General features: G+C 61.6%; 14 protein-coding genes and 1 riboswitch. Of the genes, 11 read left to right on the forward strand and 3 right to left on the reverse strand.

Going from position 1 to position 17,180, the window contains the following annotated elements; all coding sequences use genetic code 11:
* Positions 1-47: 47 nt before the first annotated feature.
* Positions 48-383, reverse strand: a complete 336-nt coding sequence (locus tag ACI512_RS05795) for a multidrug efflux SMR transporter (RefSeq protein ID WP_012721885.1) — start codon at positions 381-383, stop codon at positions 48-50.
* Between the two features lie 102 nt (positions 384-485).
* Between ACI512_RS05795 and ACI512_RS05800 the strand changes: the two genes are divergently transcribed.
* Together ACI512_RS05800 and waaA are read left to right on the forward strand one after the other, a co-directional pair.
* Complete coding sequence (locus tag ACI512_RS05800) at positions 486-1,376, forward strand: LysR family transcriptional regulator (protein WP_012721886.1); 891 nt, start codon at positions 486-488, stop codon at positions 1,374-1,376.
* Positions 1,377-1,399: 23 nt separating this feature from the next.
* Entirely contained in the window at positions 1,400-2,677 is a 1,278-nt protein-coding gene (gene waaA, locus ACI512_RS05805) for a lipid IV(A) 3-deoxy-D-manno-octulosonic acid transferase (protein WP_236379834.1), read from the forward strand.
* Positions 2,678-2,799: 122 nt separating this feature from the next.
* Here the strand turns inward: waaA and ACI512_RS05810 are convergent, their stop codons facing one another.
* Positions 2,800-4,239, reverse strand: a complete 1,440-nt coding sequence (locus ACI512_RS05810) for a TolC family outer membrane protein (protein WP_012721888.1) — start codon at positions 4,237-4,239, stop codon at positions 2,800-2,802.
* 196 nt (positions 4,240-4,435) lie between these two features.
* Positions 4,436-4,541, forward strand: a riboswitch (TPP riboswitch).
* 146 nt (positions 4,542-4,687) lie between these two features.
* On the opposite strand from ACI512_RS05810, the gene thiC reads away from it, so the two are divergent.
* The gene (gene thiC / locus ACI512_RS05815; protein WP_236379836.1) at positions 4,688-6,592 is read left to right on the forward strand and encodes a phosphomethylpyrimidine synthase ThiC; all 1,905 of its coding nucleotides are present in this window, start codon (positions 4,688-4,690) and stop codon (positions 6,590-6,592) included.
* Between the two features lie 177 nt (positions 6,593-6,769).
* Entirely contained in the window at positions 6,770-8,059 is a 1,290-nt protein-coding gene (gene cytX, locus ACI512_RS05820; RefSeq protein ID WP_236379838.1) for a putative hydroxymethylpyrimidine transporter CytX, read from the forward strand.
* Here the strand turns inward: cytX and ACI512_RS05825 are convergent.
* Positions 8,028-8,774: an RsiV family protein gene (locus ACI512_RS05825; RefSeq protein WP_064053995.1), complete on the reverse strand. Its 747-nt coding sequence runs from the start codon at positions 8,772-8,774 to the stop codon at positions 8,028-8,030. The genes cytX and ACI512_RS05825 overlap by 32 nt on opposite strands.
* Before the next feature lie 193 nt (positions 8,775-8,967).
* On the opposite strand from ACI512_RS05825, the gene ACI512_RS05830 reads away from it, so the two are divergent.
* From ACI512_RS05830 to parC, 7 genes are all read left to right on the forward strand, one after another.
* Positions 8,968-9,585 carry an NUDIX domain-containing protein gene (locus tag ACI512_RS05830; RefSeq protein ID WP_236379840.1) on the forward strand — a complete coding sequence of 206 codons (618 nt, stop codon included), beginning with the start codon at positions 8,968-8,970 and terminating at the stop codon, positions 9,583-9,585.
* Entirely contained in the window at positions 9,576-10,025 is a 450-nt protein-coding gene (locus tag ACI512_RS05835; RefSeq protein ID WP_012721893.1) for a DUF1249 domain-containing protein, read from the forward strand. The genes ACI512_RS05830 and ACI512_RS05835 overlap by 10 nt, the downstream gene beginning before the upstream one ends.
* Positions 10,026-10,123: 98 nt before the next feature.
* A complete protein-coding gene (gene cpdA, locus ACI512_RS05840) occupies positions 10,124-10,939 on the forward strand; it encodes a 3',5'-cyclic-AMP phosphodiesterase (RefSeq protein WP_236379842.1) in 816 nt (271 codons plus the stop codon).
* A gap of 206 nt (positions 10,940-11,145) precedes the next feature.
* The gene (locus tag ACI512_RS05845) at positions 11,146-11,754 is read left to right on the forward strand and encodes a YqiA/YcfP family alpha/beta fold hydrolase (RefSeq protein WP_064053993.1); all 609 of its coding nucleotides are present in this window, start codon (positions 11,146-11,148) and stop codon (positions 11,752-11,754) included.
* Positions 11,755-11,799: 45 nt separating this feature from the next.
* Positions 11,800-13,704: a DNA topoisomerase IV subunit B gene (parE, locus tag ACI512_RS05850; protein ID WP_046033920.1), complete on the forward strand. Its 1,905-nt coding sequence runs from the start codon at positions 11,800-11,802 to the stop codon at positions 13,702-13,704.
* Complete coding sequence (locus tag ACI512_RS05855; protein ID WP_236379844.1) at positions 13,704-14,699, forward strand: esterase-like activity of phytase family protein; 996 nt, start codon at positions 13,704-13,706, stop codon at positions 14,697-14,699. The genes parE and ACI512_RS05855 overlap by 1 nt, the downstream gene beginning before the upstream one ends.
* A gap of 73 nt (positions 14,700-14,772) precedes the next feature.
* Entirely contained in the window at positions 14,773-17,037 is a 2,265-nt protein-coding gene (parC, locus tag ACI512_RS05860) for a DNA topoisomerase IV subunit A (RefSeq protein WP_012721898.1), read from the forward strand.
* The last annotated feature ends 143 nt before the right edge of the window (positions 17,038-17,180 follow it).

Here is a 17,180-nt window from a genome sequence, read left to right on the forward strand (position 1 = left end):
TCAGTGTTCAAGACAAGAGGCGCAGTATACAGGCTGTTGAGAGGTGGTCAGTGCCCGGCGGTTTTCGAGAACAGCTGAATCACTACCACGCCCAGCACAATCAGGCCCATCCCCAGCATCGCCGGAATATCCAGCTTCTGCCCGTAGATAAACAGCGCCGCGATGCTCACCATCACAATGCCCATCCCGGCCCACACCGCGTAGGCCACGCCCACCGGCACCGTGCGCACGACCAGCGTCAGCATCCAGAACGCCACGCCGTAGCCGACGATCACCAGCAGCAGTGGGATCGGCGTGCTCCAGCCCTTGATGGCTTTCATGGAAACGGTGGCGATCACTTCCGAGCAGATGGCAATGGCCAGGTAGCAGTAAGCGGCGTTCATGGGTCAATCCTCGGGGTAATGCAATCAGATAAGGCTGGCATTCTAGCCTTCAATCAGATGGGGTAAAGTCATTACCTATCCGAATTAGAGATGGGTTGAGCCATGAGCGTGCAATGGGATCTGGAGCAGATGCGCCTATTTGTCAGCGTCGCCGAGCAGCGTTCGTTTTCGGCGGTAGCGCGCCAGCAGCGCAAGGCCCAATCGGCGGTCAGTAACGCGATTGCGATGCTGGAGACGGACCTGGGCGTGAGCCTGTTCGAGCGTAGCAGCGGCCGCCAGCCGCGGCTGACCGAAGCCGGCAGCGTGTTGCTGGAGGAGGCGCGCGAAGTGCTGCGCCAGTGCGAGCGGCTCAATGGTCGAGCGCTGTCATTGACACGCGGCGAGGAGGCTTGCCTGCGCCTGGCCCAGGATGAAGCGATGTTGTTCCAGCCGGTGCTCGATAGCCTGGAGGCACTGGCCGTGCAATACCCGTTGCTGGAGGTGCAACTGTCCAGCGCGGCCCAGGGCGATGTGGCGCGCAAACTGGTGGAGCGCCAGGCTGATTTAGGCTTGCTGTTCTATCACGACCAGATCCCCGAAGCCCTCGAGCGGCGGGTGGTCGGCAGCGTGGAGATGGTCACCGTGTGCGGCGTGAATCACCCGCTGGCCAAGGAAACGTACGTGACCTGCCAGCGCCTGGCGCAGTTCCGGCAGTTGCTGATGTCGACCCAGACCAGTGTCTACCCCGGCAGCGAAGCGGCCAGTCCGCTGGTGTGGCGTGCCGACAGTTTCTACGTGCTGGCCGAATGGTTGATGAGTGGCCTGGGCTGGGCCTGGCTGCCCCGGCATATCGTGCAGTACCCGACCTATCAGCAACAGATGGTGGAACTGGACAGCGAATGGACGCCACCGGCCCTGGTGGTGGAGCTGGTGTGGCGACGCGACGAGCATCTGGGGCCCGCCGCGCGCTTCCTGGCCAAACGATTTGCCGAGTGCTTGCAGGCGATCGACTGAAAAAGCCGATAAACTCCGCCGCCATGAATAGAACTCTCTACAGCTGTCTGTTTTACCTGGCGCTGCCCTTGGTGGCTTTACGTCTGTGGCTGCGCGCGCGCAAGGCGCCGGCCTACGCCAAGCGCGTTGGCGAGCGCTTTTCCTATGGCTTGCCGGTGATGCAGCCGGGCGGGATCTGGGTGCATGCGGTATCGGTGGGCGAAAGCATCGCTGCCGCGCCGATGGTGCGCGGGTTGCTGGAACGCTATCCGACGTTGCCGATCACCGTCACCTGCATGACGCCGACCGGTTCCGAGCGCATCCAGGCACTGTTTGCCAATGAACCTCGAATCCAGCACTGCTACTTGCCCTATGACTTGCCGTGCGCCGCCAAGCGCTTCCTTGATCGTGTGCAGCCGAAACTGGCGGTGATCATGGAAACCGAGCTTTGGCCTAACCATATCCACGCCTGCGCCCAGCGTGGCATTCCGGTGGCATTGGCGAATGCGCGGTTGTCGGCGCGCTCGGCCAAGGGTTACGCGCGCTTTGCCAAGCTGACGGCGCCGATGCTGTCTGAGATGAGCTTGTTCGCCGTGCAGACGCAGACCGAAGCCCAGCGCTTCCTGAGCCTCGGCGCCCGACCGGAAACCGTTGAAGTCACTGGCTCGATCAAGTTCGACCTGACCATCGACCCCCAATTACCGGTGCGTGCGGCTGCGTTGCGCGAGCAATGGGGCGCCAGCGAGCGTCCGGTGTGGATCGCCGCCAGCACCCATGAAGGTGAAGATGAGGTGGTGCTGGCCGCCCATCGTCAACTGCTCGAAAGCTATCCCAACGCGCTGCTGATTCTGGTGCCGCGTCACCAGGAACGCTTCGGCCCGATGTTCGAACTGTGTGAACAGCAAGGTTTTACCACGGTGCGTCGTTCCAGCGACGAGCCGGTCACGGCGGGCACTTCGGTGTTGCTCGGTGACACCATGGGCGAGCTGCTGTTTCTCTATGCCTTGGCCGACAGCGCCTTTGTCGGCGGCAGCCTGGTGGCGACCGGTGGGCATAACCCGCTGGAGCCGGCCGCGCTGGCCAAGCCGGTGATGATGGGCCCCCACGTGTTCAACTTCCTCGAAATCACCGCGATGATGCGTGAAGCGGGTGCGTTGCGAGAAGTGGAGGACGCCGAAGGATTGGCTGAGGCCGTACGGCAGTTGTTCGAACTGCCGCAGGATGCCCGCAAGATGGCGCAGGCAGGCCTTAAGGTGATGCAGGCCAATCAAGGCGCGTTGAGGCGTTTACTGGATGGTTTAGGTCGACTGCTAGCTAACTGAATCACCACCTAACCAAATGTGGGAGGGGGCTTGCCCCCGATGGCGGTAGATCAGTCACCTATACAGTGCCTGACACTCTGCTATCGGGGGCAAGCCCCCTCCCACATGGGTTTGCAGTGGATTCAGTTGGCGGGGCGGGCCTTGAGTTGTTCGGCCGCCGCTTTGGCCAGGTCCGGCGGCAGGAAGTCGCGGTCGGGGTTGTAGTCAGCCTTGAGGTAGCGCGCCAAGTCCTGCAGGTCACCTGGGTTCAAGGTGCCCGCCGCCTGCTTCAAGCGCAGGTTGTCGAGGATGTAGTCATAGCGGCTGTTGTTGTAGTTGCGCACCGATGCGTAGAGCTGGCGTTGGGAATCCAAGACGTCGACGATGTTGCGCGTCCCCACCTGGTAACCGATTTCCGTGGCTTCCACCGCGCTCTGGTTGGAGATGATCGACTGGCGGCGTGCCTGCACCTGTTCCACATCGGTGTTCACCGCACGGTGCAGGTTGCGGGTGTTTTCCACCACCTGGCGGCGCAGGCCTTCGCGCTGTTGCTCGGTCTGGCCCAGGCGCGAGTAGGATTCACGCACTTGTGAACTGGTCAGCCCACCGCTGTAGAGCGGGATGTTCAGGCGCAGGCCGATGGTGCGTTGTTCCACATCGCCGCGATAGGGGGTGCCGAAGGCATTCGGGTTGCTGAAACCAAGGGCGTCGTTATCGCCTTTTTCATATTGCGCCACTGCGTCGAGCGTCGGGGCATGCCCGGCCTTGCGCTGCTTGAGGGTTTCTTCGGCGGCGGTAACGGCGTAGTTGCTGGCGAGCAGGTTAAGGTTCTGGCGGCCGGCGGTTTCAACCCAGGCCTTGGCGTCGTTCGGCAGCGGTGGCAGCACCGGCAGCGTGTGGACGATGCCCTGGATCGAGTTGTACTGGCGGTTGGTCAGGGTGATCAGTGCTTCAAAGGCGTCTTCCACTTGGCGCTGGGCCAGGATCCGATTGGCACGGGCAGTGTCGTAGCTGGCTTGGGATTGCAGCACGTCGGTCTTGTCCGACAGGCCCACGTCAAAGCGCTCGTTGGACTGGTCCAGCTGGCGCTTGAAGGCGTTTTCTTCGGCCTTGGTCGAGGCCAGGTTGTCTTGGGCGCGCAGCACGGCAAAGTAGCTTTCGGCGCTTTGCAGGATCAGGTTTTGTTCCGTGGCCGACAATTGCAGCGCGGCCTGTTCGTTGGTGGCCTCGGCAGCCTGCAACTGGAACCAGCGGTCGGCGCGGAACAGCGGCTGGCTCAAGGTCGCGCGCCAGGAATGCGCATCGCGGTTGGCGGTGGCGGCCGGGGTGTCGATCTGGGTGCGCACGTTGTTGATATCGGCACCGCCCGACAGGTTGGGCAGCAGCCCGGCGCGGGCCTGGGGCACCACTTCTTTTTGCGCGCCGTACTGGGCGCGGGCAGCGGCCAGGTCGGCGTTGTTGTCCACCGCTTCCTGGTAGACGCTGACCAAGTCAGTTTTGGCGGACAAGGGCGCTTCAGCTGCCCAGACCATTCCGTTGGTCGCACAAGACACGGCGAGAGCCAGTGAAAGTTTGCGCAGCATGAGGCGATCCCTAGTTTGAATATTACGATTGTAATTTGGCGCTCAAGGCTAAGGCGGCGAACGCCTAGCGTCAAGGGCTTGAGCAGTCACCGAGTGTAGTGGCGCGATCACCACACAACAATCCTGCAAAAGAGCCATTCATCACGCTGAATGCACCGCCATTGGCAATTTCCCCATGGCATGGTCTAGACTGGCCGCGTTCTTGTCGGGGTGCCTTGTTGGAAGGCTGAGATCGGTAAATACCGGATCCCGTTGAACCTGATCAGGTTAGCGCCTGCGTAGGGAACAAGATTTCTCGTCACCCGGCGAGTCCTCTTGTGCTTCGTCCGGGATGCTGTTCGACCATCGAACAGCCCTCGTGCCTAGCACAGCACTGGTTTCAGTGCGTCCATCCGTCACAGGTTCGCTCCGACAAAAATCCACCGCCTGGATAGTTGGAGAGCCCGTGATGAGCACAGAAATAAAAAGTACAAAACTGAAAAACACCGTGCACTTGAGTGAATCGGCCAAGGTCGACTCCGGCTCCGTGCAGCCGTTTACCCGCTCGCAAAAAATCTACGTGCAGGGCACTCGCTCGGACATCCGCGTGCCGATGCGCGAAATCAGCCTGGACGTCACTCCCACCGACTTCGGCGGTGAAATCAACGCCCCCGTGGTGGTCTATGACACCTCCGGCCCGTACACCGACCCGAATGTGATCATCGATGTGCGCAAAGGCCTGGGCGATGTGCGCTCGCCGTGGATCGAAGTGCGTGGTGACACCGAGCGCCTGTCCGGCCTCAGCTCGCATTTTGGCCAACAGCGCCTCAGCGACGCCGAACTGACCGCCCTGCGCTTCGCCCACGTGAAAAACCCGCGCCGCGCCAAGGCCGGTGCCAACGTCACGCAGATGCACTACGCACGCAAAGGCATCATCACCGCCGAGATGGAATACGTCGCCATCCGCGAAAACATGAAGCTGGAAGAAGCCCGCGCCAGCGGCCTGCTCGACCAGCAACACGCCGGCCATAGCTTCGGCGCCAGCGTGCCGAAAATCATCACCCCTGAATTTGTGCGCGAAGAAATCGCCCGTGGCCGAGCGATCATCCCGGCCAACATCAACCACACCGAACTGGAACCGATGATCATCGGCCGTAACTTCCTGGTGAAGATCAACGGCAACATCGGCAACAGCGCCCTGGGTTCGTCCATCGAAGAAGAAGTGGCGAAACTCACCTGGGGCATTCGCTGGGGCTCGGACACGGTGATGGACCTGTCTACCGGCAAGCACATCCATGAAACCCGCGAGTGGATCATCCGTAACTCGCCCGTGCCAATCGGCACCGTGCCGATCTACCAGGCCCTGGAAAAAGTCGGCGGCGCCGCCGAGGACCTGACCTGGGAGTTGTTCCGCGACACCCTGATCGAGCAGGCCGAGCAGGGCGTCGACTACTTCACCATCCACGCCGGCGTGCTGTTGCGCTACGTGCCGCTGACCGCCAAGCGCGTCACCGGCATCGTGTCCCGTGGCGGTTCGATCATGGCCAAGTGGTGCCTGGCGCACCACAAAGAGAACTTCACCTACACGCATTTCGACGAAATCTGCGAAATCATGAAGGCTTACGACGTCAGCTTCTCCCTCGGTGACGGCCTGCGCCCGGGCTCGATTGCCGACGCCAACGACGCCGCGCAATTCGGCGAGCTGGAAACCTTGGGCGAACTGACCAAGATCGCGTGGAAGCACGACGTGCAAACCATGATCGAAGGCCCTGGCCACGTGCCGATGCAGTTGATCAAGGAGAACATGGATAAGCAGCTCGAGTGCTGTGACGAAGCGCCGTTCTACACCCTCGGCCCGCTGACCACCGACATCGCGCCGGGCTACGACCACATCACCTCCGGCATCGGTGCGGCAATGATCGGCTGGTTCGGTTGCGCCATGCTTTGCTACGTCACGCCCAAGGAACACTTGGGCTTGCCGAACAAGGATGACGTGAAGACCGGGATCATCACCTACAAGATCGCTGCCCACGCGGCTGACCTCGCGAAAGGCCATCCGGGCGCGCAGATCCGCGATAACGCCTTGAGCAAGGCGCGCTTCGAGTTCCGCTGGGAAGACCAGTTCAACCTCGGCCTGGACCCGGACACCGCGCGTTCGTATCACGATGAAACCCTGCCGAAGGACTCGGCCAAGGTCGCGCATTTCTGCTCGATGTGCGGGCCGAAGTTCTGCTCGATGAAAATCACCCAGGAAGTGCGTGAATACGCGGCCAACCAACGGATTGAAACGGTGGACGTGGAGGTGGCCAAGGGCTTGGCCGAACAGGCGGAGCGGTTCAAGCAGGAAGGCAGTCAGCTGTACAAAAAGGTCTGACCCCAGACCTGTGGCGAGGGAGCTTGCTCCCGTTGGAGTGCACAGCACTCCCACTCCCTGCAAGGGTGTTTTTACTGACACGCTTCGGTTGCCGGTTGTGGGGCGGCTTCGCCACCCAGCGGGAGCAAGCTCCCTCGCCACAAGGGCTTACAACAATATTCCTCAGAGATAACCCCCTTGAGCATTCAACCCAGCACCTATTCCCCGGACATCGCGGTTCCCGCTGACAAACGCGTCTTCGGCGCCCGCGACCTGTTCTCCCTATGGTTCTCCCTCGGCATCGGCCTGATGGTCCTGCAGACCGGCGCGTTACTCGCGCCGGGCCTGGGGCTGTCCGGCTCGTTGTTGGCGATTTTGCTTGGCACCCTGGTCGGCGTGCTGTTGCTGGCCGCCGTCGGCGTGATCGGCAGTGATACCGGCCTGTCCGCCATGGCCGCGCTCAAGCTCAGCCTGGGCGCCAAGGGAGCGAGCCTGCCGGCACTGCTCAACCTGCTGCAACTGATCGGCTGGGGCTCTTTCGAAATCATCGTGATGCGCGACGCGGCCAGTCTGTTGGGCACGCGGGCGTTCAGCGACGGTAGCCTGCTGGCCAGCCCATTGCTGTGGACCCTGTTTTTTGGCGGTCTGGCGACCCTGTTGGCGGTCAGCGGTCCACTGACCTTCGTGCGCCAGATCCTGCGCAAATGGGGTATCTGGCTGCTGCTCGCTGCCTGCCTGTGGCTGACCTGGAACCTGTTCGCCAAGGCCGACCTCGCCGCTCTCTGGGCCCAGGCCGGTGACGGTTCGATGCCGTTCGCGGTGGGCTTTGATATCGCCATCGCCATGCCGCTCTCATGGCTGCCGCTGATTGCCGATTACTCACGCTTCGGCACGCGCGCAAAAAGCGTGTTTGGAGGGACGGCGTTGGGGTTCTTTATCGGTAACTTCTGGCTGATGAGCCTGGGCGTGGCCTACACCCTGGCGTTCGCGCCGAGCGGTGAGGTGAATGCGCTATTGCTGGCCTTGGCCGGTGCGGGCCTGGGCATTCCGCTGTTGCTGATCCTGTTGGACGAGTCGGAAAACGCCTTTGCCGATATCCACTCGGCGGCGGTGTCCAGCGGGATTCTGTTGCGCTTGAAGGTTGAGCACCTGGCGCTGGCCATCGGTGTGATCTGCACCCTGATCGCCTGTTTTGCGCCGTTGGCCCAGTACCAGAACTTCCTGCTGCTGATCGGTTCGGTTTTTGCGCCGCTGTTTGGCGTGGTGTTGGTGGATCACTTCATCTTGCGTCGCCGTGGCCGAGGGGCGATCGCCGCTCTGCGTTGGCCGGCGTTGTTGGCCTGGCTGGGTGGCATCGCGACTTACCACCTGCTGGCCAATCTGTATCCGGACATCGGCGCGACCCTGCCGGCGCTGGTGCTGGCAGGGCTGTTGCAGTTCATCCTGGGGCGGGCCTTCAGCGGCGCGCCGGCACCAGCTCAGGCCTGAGGATGCCATCGAGGCGCGAGTAGGGGATCTGCAACTCGACATGGCCCAGGGCATACGGCGCGATGGTGCTGGTGGGGTACTTGAGGATCACGCCACCATAGGTCAGCGCCACGTTTGGGGTTTTCTGGAAGGGGTAGGTCTTCACATACTCCGGCTCCAGGCTCAGGCGGGTGCTGATCAGCCAGCTGTTGTGTGCCACTTGGGCGGCTTTCCAGAACGCGTCTTCCTTGCCGGGTAACAGCATGTCGGTCAGGGTCAGGGCTTTTTGTTGCTGGCGCGAATAGTTGATGAAGGCACGGCCAGGCTCGCCGTGGGTGGCGCCCTGGTCCAGGTAACTGGACAGCTCGATGATCACCAAGCCGTCATGCTGCTCACGTACCTTGGCCTGCAAGTACATGCTGTTACGCGGGGCGGCGGTGCGCAGGAATTGCTCTCGGTAGGTGTCAAGGCTGGTCGGCAGCGGGTCGTTCGGGCTGGTGCTGGTCATTTCCAGCAGGCGCTGTTCGATCAGCGCATCGAGCTTGGGCTCCTTGGCAAAGTGCACCGTGTCAATATTCACCAGCGGGCAGTCGGCGCTGGCGCAGCCTGGCTTGCTTTGCTCGGTGGCGTCGCGAGTGGCTTCCAGCGGGGTCTTGAAGCTCGGTTGGAACAGGCTCTGGCAAGCGCCGAGGGTCAATGCGATGCAGGCCACGGAGGCGATTTTTAAAAGCGACATGTAAGTCCTTCGTCTATCGATAAGAGCGAAATTTGTGCAGCTTCGACTGCCAGCACGGCAGTCAGTTCGCCACTAAGCTGATTAGAGTGTGTTTGACGCCCGCCGTCTATCCCGGCAACCGGAAAGGGGCTGCGCCAAGGTGCAGGAGCGCGTTAGGATGGCGCCCATTGCGCAGGCTAAACGAGGATGGGACATGACGGACTTTGCAAAATCGACGCCGAGCAAGATCGAGATTGTTCAGCGCGAAAATGCCTACAAGGGCTTCTATAAGCTTGACCGTGTGCAGCTGCGCCACGAGAAATTCGATGGCGATATGAGCCGGGTGATCAATCGGGAAGTCTTCGTTCGTCACGACGCCGTGTGCGTGCTGCCCTACGACCCGCAGCGCGATGAAGTGGTGTTGATCGAGCAGTTTCGCGTCGGCGCCATGGGCCGCACCGACAACCCGTGGCTGGTGGAAATGGTCGCTGGCCTGATCGACAAGGACGAAGAGCCCGAGGAGGTTGCACACCGCGAAGCCGAGGAGGAAGCTGGGCTTACATTCTCCGCGCTGTGGCCGATCACTAAATATTTTCCATCGCCCGGTGGCAGTACTGAACTCGTGCATTTGTACCTGGGCCGTTGCGACAGCTCGGGCGCGGGTGGCGTCCATGGATTGGAAGAAGAAGCTGAAGATATCCGCGTCACCGCATGGGCCTTCGAAGACGCCCTGCAAGCGGTGCGTGACGGCAAAATTTCCAACGCAGCCAGCATTATCGCCCTGCAATGGCTTGCGCTTAATCGCGCGGAAGTGAGGGGGTTATGGCAGTAAAGGCACGGGAACGTTATCGAGTCGACCTGATCGGGCTGCAAGCGGCGTGCGAGGCCAACTATGCGCGGCTGATGCGCCTGCTCCCCGACATGCGCCACGCCCCCGAGGCGCGGCGCATCGGCGTCACCCATGGCGACCAGATGCTCGGCGTGCTGGCCCTGGAAGTCATCGTCAATTGCCCCTACACCACCACCCTGCGCGTGCGCCAGGAACACAGCCTGCCGTGGCTGCCGGTACCGCAGCTGGAAGTACAGGTGTACCACGATGCGCGGATGGCCGAAGTGATCAGCGCCGAACATGCGCGACGCTTTCGCAGCATCTATCCTTACCCTAACGTGTTCATGCACCAACCCGATGAGAAAGCACAGCTCAATGTGTTCCTCGGTGAATGGTTGAGCCACTGCCTGGCCCTGGGCCATGAGTTCGAAGCTGTGCGGTAGATGTGAACTGCGTCCGCTTCCTGGGTTTCCCCTTTGTGTCCTGCCCCAGCATAATCACGCCAAACGACCCTTTACTGTGATTGCCTTGGGAGAGCGCCTTGCCGAGCGTATCCACTGTGAACCCCGACGGTTCAGCGTTGCTGGTGCAACTGTCCGACAGCCATCTGTTTGCCGAGGGCGACGGCACGTTGCTGGGCATGAACACCCGTGACAGCCTGCAAAGTGTGATCGAGCTGGCGCGCGCGCAGCAGCCGCGGATCGACCTGGTGCTGGCCACGGGGGATCTTTCCCAGGACGGCACGCTGGAGTCGTATCAGCAGTTTCGCGATATGACTGCCCCCATCGGCGCCCCAACGCGCTGGATTCCGGGTAACCACGATGAGCCGCAGATCATGGCCCGTGCTGCCGTGCACAGCGATTTTCTGGAGCCGGTAGTCGATATCGGCCATTGGCGCGTCACCCTGCTGGACTCCGCTGTACCCGGCTCGGTGCCCGGTTACCTTCAGGACAGCCAACTGCAACTGCTCGCCCAGGCCCTGAGCGAAGCGCCGAACCTTCACCACCTTGTGTGCTTCCACCACCATCCGGTGTCCATCGGTTGCGCCTGGATGGAACCGATTGGCCTGCGCAACCCTGAAGCCCTGTTTGCCGTGCTCGATCGTTTCCCCCACGTGCGCGCGGTACTTTGGGGGCACGTGCATCAGGAGATCGATCGCGAGCGTGACGGCGTGCGCCTGCTGGCGTCGCCGTCCACCTGCATCCAGTTCGCGCCGGGCAGCGAGGATTTCAAGGTCAGTGAGCAAGCGCCGGGGTATCGCTGGCTGCGCCTGCATGCCGACGGACGGTTGGAGACGGGGGTGGAGCGTGTCCAAGACTTCGAATTTACCGTGGACTACGGCAGCAACGGCTACTAAAAGCTGTAAACACCGATCAAAAATGTGGGAGGGGGATTGCTCCCGATAGCGGGGTGCCAGGCAATACATAGGCTGGCTGACCCACCGCTATCGGGCGCAAGCCCCCTCCCACATTGGATCTTCGGTGTATTGAAGGCTGAGGTCATCACACAAGGCTTGGATCCCTGTAAACTGCGCCTCTTTGGCTGAGTCATGGAGAGCCCGGCATGTCCGCTTCGATCCTGTATATCCACGGTTTCAACAGCGCGCCGGCGTCCAACAAGGCCAGCCAGCTGATCACCGTGATGGACAACCTTGGCCTGGCCGAGCAACTGCGCGTACCGGCCCTGCATCACCATCCCCGTCAGGCGATTCCTCAGTTGGAAGCGGCTATCGCCGAACTGGGGCGGCCACTGCTAGTCGGCAGCTCACTCGGCGGCTACTATGCAACCCATCTTGCCGAACGCCATGGCCTCAAGGCGTTGCTGGTGAACCCGGCGGTCAGCCCTCATCGGATGTTCGACGGTTACCTGGGCACCCAGAAGAACCTCTACACCGATGAAACCTGGGAACTGACCCACGACCACGTCACGGCGCTGGCTGAGTTGGAAGTACCGGCTCCCCAGGACGCCGCGCGTTATCAGGTGTGGTTGCAGACCGGCGATGAAACACTGGATTATCGCCTCGCCCAGCAGTACTACCGGGCCTGTGCCTTGCGCATCCAGGCCGGCGGCGACCATGGGTACCAGGGGTTCGCCCAGCAATTACCGGCCATGTTGAGCTTTGCCGGCATTGGCGCAGATCAGTATCAATCCTTCGATTTTTCTTCATTGTAAGAATCGCAGGTCATTATTTAATCGAACGACTCACGACGAGACCCCATGGCCACTCCCAGCGCTAGCTCTTATAACGCCGACGCCATCGAAGTCCTCTCGGGCCTCGACCCGGTGCGCAAACGCCCCGGCATGTACACCGACACCAGTCGGCCGAACCACCTTGCCCAGGAAGTCATCGACAACAGCGTCGACGAAGCCTTGGCCGGGCACGCCAAATCGGTGCATGTCATCCTTCACGCTGACCACTCCCTGGAAGTGTCCGACGATGGTCGCGGCATGCCGGTGGACATTCACCCGGAAGAGGGGGTGTCGGGCGTTGAGCTGATCCTCACCAAGCTGCACGCCGGCGGCAAGTTCTCCAATAAGAACTACCAGTTCTCCGGTGGCTTGCACGGCGTGGGTATTTCCGTGGTCAACGCCCTGTCCAACCACGTGCGGGTCAAGGTCAAGCGCGACGGCAACGAGTACGAGATGACCTTTGCCGATGGCTACAAAGCCACCGACCTGCAGGTGATCGGCACCGTTGGCAAGCGCAATACCGGCACCAGCGTGTACTTTGCCCCGGACCCGAAATACTTCGATTCACCGAAATTCTCCATCAGCCGCCTCAAGCACGTGCTCAAGGCCAAGGCCGTGCTGTGCCCGGGCCTGCTGGTGACCTTTGAAGACAAAGGCACTAACGAGAAGGTCGAGTGGCACTACGAAGACGGCCTGCGCTCCTACCTGGAAGACTCCGTCAGCGATTTTGAACGCCTGCCCAACGAGCCGTTCTGCGGCAGTCTGGCCGGTAATAAAGAAGCGGTCGACTGGGCGCTGCTGTGGTTGCCGGAAGGTGGCGACAGCGTGCAGGAAAGCTACGTCAACCTGATCCCTACCGCCCAGGGCGGCACCCACGTCAACGGTTTGCGCCAAGGTTTGCTGGATGCCATGCGCGAATTCTGCGAATACCGCAGCCTGTTGCCGCGTGGCGTGAAGCTGGCACCGGAAGACGTGTGGGAGCGCATTGCGTTCGTGCTGTCGATGAAAATGCAGGAGCCGCAGTTCTCTGGCCAGACCAAAGAGCGCCTGTCGTCCCGTGAGGCGGCGGCGTTTGTTTCCGGTGTGGTCAAGGATGCCTTCAGCCTGTGGCTCAACGAGCACCCGGAATTGGGCCTGGCCCTGGCCGAGCTGGCGATCAACAACGCCGGCCGTCGTTTGAAAGCCAGCAAGAAGGTCGAGCGCAAGCGCATCACCCAGGGCCCGGCGCTGCCCGGCAAGCTGGCTGATTGCGCCGGGCAGGACCCGATGCGCTCCGAGCTGTTCCTGGTGGAAGGTGATTCCGCCGGCGGTTCCGCCAAACAAGCGCGGGACAAAGAATTCCAGGCGATCCTGCCGTTGCGCGGCAAGATCCTCAATACCTGGGAAGTCGACGGCAGCGAAGTCCTGGCCAGCCAGGAAGTGCACAACATCGCCGTGGCCATTGGCGTTGATCCAGGCGCGGCGGACATGAGTCAGCTGCGTTACGGCAAAATCTGCATCCTCGCCGACGCCGACTCCGACGGCCTGCACATCGCCACCTTGCTGTGCGCGCTGTTCGTCCAGCATTTCCGCCCGTTGGTGGATGCCGGTCACGTCTACGTCGCCATGCCGCCGCTTTACCGCATCGACCTGGGCAAAGAGATTTTCTACGCCCTGGACGAGGCCGAGCGTGACGGCATTCTCGACCGCCTGGTGGCCGAGAAAAAACGCGGTAAGCCACAGGTCACGCGATTCAAAGGCCTGGGTGAAATGAACCCGCCGCAACTGCGCGAAACCACCATGGACCCGAACACCCGGCGCCTGGTGCAGTTGACCCTGGATGACTTCGCCGCCACCTCGGAAATGATGGACATGCTGCTGGCGAAGAAACGCGCGCCGGACCGCAAGTCCTGGCTGGAATCCAAAGGCAACCTGGCTGAGGTTCTGGGCTGATGCGCACAGGTTTCGCCCTGGCGATCCTGATAGTGAGCGGGCTGGTGACCACCCACGTGGTTGCCGCGCCCGTGGCTGAGCTCAAGCTGGTGTCCGAACACCCGGTGGACGGCATGCGTGGCGGAAACCTGTCGGGCCTGGCGCTGTGTGGCCAGGCATTGTGGACAGTCTCCGACCGTGATGACGACCAGATCTACCGCCTGGATATCAGCGCGCCGACCTGGCAAGCCGAAGCGGTCAAGATCGACGTGCCGCCGGTGCCGGAGTCCGGGCTGCCTTGGGGCTTGCGTTCGCGCACCAAAGCCGCCTCGTTGATTCGCGGTGGCGACCTGGATTTCGAAGGCATCACCTGCGACGCCGCCGGTAACCGCTACATCGTTAGCGAAGCCCATGCGGCGGTGCTGCAAGTGCCGGTGACCGGTGCGCCGCAGTGGTTGAAGATTGCCCCGAGCATGGTCAGGGAGGCCCGGGCGAGCGGCATGTTGCTGCACTTCAACGCGTTGTTTGAAGGCCTGGCGATCAACCCCGAAGGCAATCAGATGTGGTTGGCGGCGGAGCGTGAGCGACGCGGGCTGATTTCGATCAAGCGTCCGCAAAGCCTGTGGGACTGTGACGGTCCGTGTGTGTTGTTGAGCGAGGCCGGCCAGGAAGTGCAGCCGGCCAAGTTCCTCAATGCCAAGGCGGTGTCCAAGGACTTCGCCGACCTGGCGCTGTTCAACGGCAAGCTGTTCACCCTTGAGCGCAATGCGTTCCAGATTTGCCGGCGCGATGCGGTCACGGCCAAGGTCGAACTGTGCTGGTCGTTTGCCGATGAGACGTTGACGCCCGAACGGCGTTACCCCCAAGCCTATGGCCTGGCCGAAGCCCTGGTGGTGGATGCCGAGGGTGCCTGGCTGGGTATCGACAATAATTTCGGCGCGCGCGCCGATGGTGAAAAACGCCCCGTGGTCTATCGTTTCGCCGCCCCTGCCGGCGGCTGGAGCGCCCAGCCATGAGCCCCGCTTTTTTTGAACTGACCCGGTGCAGCGGCAGTTCCGCTGCGCCTTACCAAACAATGATGAGGCCCGCATGAGTGACATCCTCGCAGACAGCTTAGACGGCGTAGAACGCCGGTCGCTGGCTGACTTCACCGAAAATGCCTACCTCAACTACTCCATGTACGTGATCATGGACCGTGCCCTGCCGCATATCGGCGACGGCCTGAAGCCTGTACAGCGGCGCATTATCTACGCCATGAGTGAGTTGGGCCTGGACGCCGATTCCAAGCACAAGAAATCGGCGCGTACCGTCGGTGACGTGCTCGGTAAGTTCCACCCCCACGGCGACTCGGCGTGCTACGAAGCCATGGTGCTGATGGCCCAGCCGTTCAGCTACCGCTACACGCTGGTGGACGGCCAGGGCAACTGGGGTGCGCCGGATGATCCAAAGTCCTTCGCCGCGATGCGTTACACCGAAGCGCGTCTGTCGCGTTACTCGGAAGTACTGCTGAGCGAGCTGGGGCAGGGCACTGCGGACTGGGGGCCGAACTTTGACGGCACTCTCGACGAACCGCTGGTGTTGCCGGCACGTTTGCCGAATATCCTGCTCAATGGCACCACCGGTATCGCCGTCGGTATGGCCACAGATGTACCACCGCACAACCTGCGGGAAGTCGCCACGGCCTGCGTACGTTTGCTTGATGAACCGAAGGCCACGGTGGAGCAACTCTGCGAGCACATCCAGGGCCCGGACTACCCGACCGAAGCGGAAATCATCACGCCTCGTGCCGACCTGCTGAAGATGTACGAAACCGGCAAGGGCTCGGTGCGCATGCGTGCCGTGTACCACATCGAGGATGGCGACATTATCGTCACCGCGCTGCCGCACCAGGTGTCGGGCGCCAAGGTGCTGGAGCAGATCGCCGCGTTGATGCAGGCCAAACCGTCGAAACTGCCGCAGGTCGCCGACCTGCGTGACGAGTCCGACCACGAAAACCCATGCCGCATCGTGATCATCCCGACCAACAGCCGGGTCGACCACGAAGTGCTGATGCAACACCTGTTCGCCAGCACTGAGTTGGAGTCCAGCTACCGGGTCAACGTCAATATCATCGGCCTGGACGGTAAGCCGCAGCTGAAAAACCTGCGCAACCTGCTGGTGGAGTGGCTGGAGTTCCGGATCAATACCGTGCGCCGCCGCCTGCAATTCCGTCTGGATAAGGTTGAGCGCCGCTTGCACCTGTTGGACGGCTTGCTGATCGCCTACCTCAACCTGGACGAAGTGATCCACATCATTCGTACCGCCGAGCACCCGAAAGCCGAGCTGATCGCGCGTTTCGAGCTGAGCGAAATCCAGGCGGACTACATCCTCGATACCCGCTTGCGCCAATTGGCGCGACTGGAAGAAATGAAGCTGCGTGACGAACAGGACGCGTTGCTCAAGGAACAAGCCAAGCTGCAAGCGCTGTTGGGCAGCGAAGCCAAGCTCAAGAAGCTGGTGCGCAGCGAGCTGATCAAAGACGCCGAAACCTATGGCGATGACCGCCGTTCGCCGATCGTGCAGCGTGCAGAGGCAAAAGCGCTGACCGAAACCGAGCTGCTGCCGAACGAGAAAATTACCGTCGTTCTGTCGGAAAAGGGTTGGGTTCGTTCCGCCAAGGGGCATGATATTGACGCCACTGGTTTGTCGTACAAGGCGGGTGACGGGTTCAAGACCGCTGCCGCCGGGCGTTCCAACCAGTTTGCGGTGTTTATCGACTCCACCGGACGCAGTTATTCGGTGCCGGCCCACACCTTGCCATCGGCACGCGGGCAGGGCGAGCCGTTGACGGGGCGGCTTACGCCGCCGCCGGGGGCGAATTTTGAATGTGTGCTGCTGCCGGACGACGACGCGCTTTACGTGATCGCCTCCGACGCGGGTTACGGTTTTGTGGTCAAGGGTGAAGACCTGCAGGCCAAGAACAAAGCGGGCAAGGCCTTGCTGAGCTTGCCGAACAACGCCAAGGTGATCCTGCCGCGGCCAGTGGACGACCGAGAGAGCAACTGGCTGGCGTCGGTGACCACCGAAGGGCGTTTGTTGGTGTTCAAAATCAGCGACTTGCCGCAGTTGGGCAAAGGCAAGGGTAACAAGATCATTGGTATTCCCGGCGAGCGGGTGGCCAGTCGCGAAGAGTACGTGACCGACATCGCAGTGATCCCGGAAGGTTCGACCTTGGTGCTTCAGGCCGGGAAACGCACGTTGTCACTGCGTCCCGATGACCTTGAGCACTACAAGGGCGAGCGTGGTCGGCGTGGTAACAAACTGCCTCGGGGCTTCCAGCGAGTGGATGCGTTGCTGGTGGAAACGCCGGTTTAACGCGTTTTAGAGCCCTCGATCTACGATTTAACGCGTAGATCGACGCTTTGGCGCTGGAGTCATGGCGCATATTCACGGATGATATGGCCTTTCCAGCGCCGGCGTGGCCGAGCGTGTTTAGGTTATTTTTAGTATTACATTGT

The sequence above is a fragment of the Pseudomonas petroselini genome (assembly GCF_045037875.1).
GTDB classification, from domain to species: Bacteria; Pseudomonadota; Gammaproteobacteria; order Pseudomonadales; family Pseudomonadaceae; genus Aquipseudomonas; species Aquipseudomonas petroselini.

Coding starts and splice junctions, on each gene's coding strand:
- ACI512_RS05825 (WP_064053995.1), bottom strand. CDS start 8,774: ATGTCGCTTTTAAAAATCGCCTCCGTGGCCTGCATCGCATTGACCCTC.
- parE (WP_046033920.1), top strand. CDS start 11,800: ATGGCCACTCCCAGCGCTAGCTCTTATAACGCCGACGCCATCGAAGTC.
- thiC (WP_236379836.1), top strand. CDS start 4,688: ATGAGCACAGAAATAAAAAGTACAAAACTGAAAAACACCGTGCACTTG.
- ACI512_RS05810 (WP_012721888.1), bottom strand. CDS start 4,239: ATGCTGCGCAAACTTTCACTGGCTCTCGCCGTGTCTTGTGCGACCAAC.
- ACI512_RS05830 (WP_236379840.1), top strand. CDS start 8,968: ATGACGGACTTTGCAAAATCGACGCCGAGCAAGATCGAGATTGTTCAG.
- ACI512_RS05835 (WP_012721893.1), top strand. CDS start 9,576: ATGGCAGTAAAGGCACGGGAACGTTATCGAGTCGACCTGATCGGGCTG.
- ACI512_RS05845 (WP_064053993.1), top strand. CDS start 11,146: ATGTCCGCTTCGATCCTGTATATCCACGGTTTCAACAGCGCGCCGGCG.
- ACI512_RS05795 (WP_012721885.1), bottom strand. CDS start 383: ATGAACGCCGCTTACTGCTACCTGGCCATTGCCATCTGCTCGGAAGTG.
- ACI512_RS05800 (WP_012721886.1), top strand. CDS start 486: ATGAGCGTGCAATGGGATCTGGAGCAGATGCGCCTATTTGTCAGCGTC.
- parC (WP_012721898.1), top strand. CDS start 14,773: ATGAGTGACATCCTCGCAGACAGCTTAGACGGCGTAGAACGCCGGTCG.
- ACI512_RS05855 (WP_236379844.1), top strand. CDS start 13,704: ATGCGCACAGGTTTCGCCCTGGCGATCCTGATAGTGAGCGGGCTGGTG.
- waaA (WP_236379834.1), top strand. CDS start 1,400: ATGAATAGAACTCTCTACAGCTGTCTGTTTTACCTGGCGCTGCCCTTG.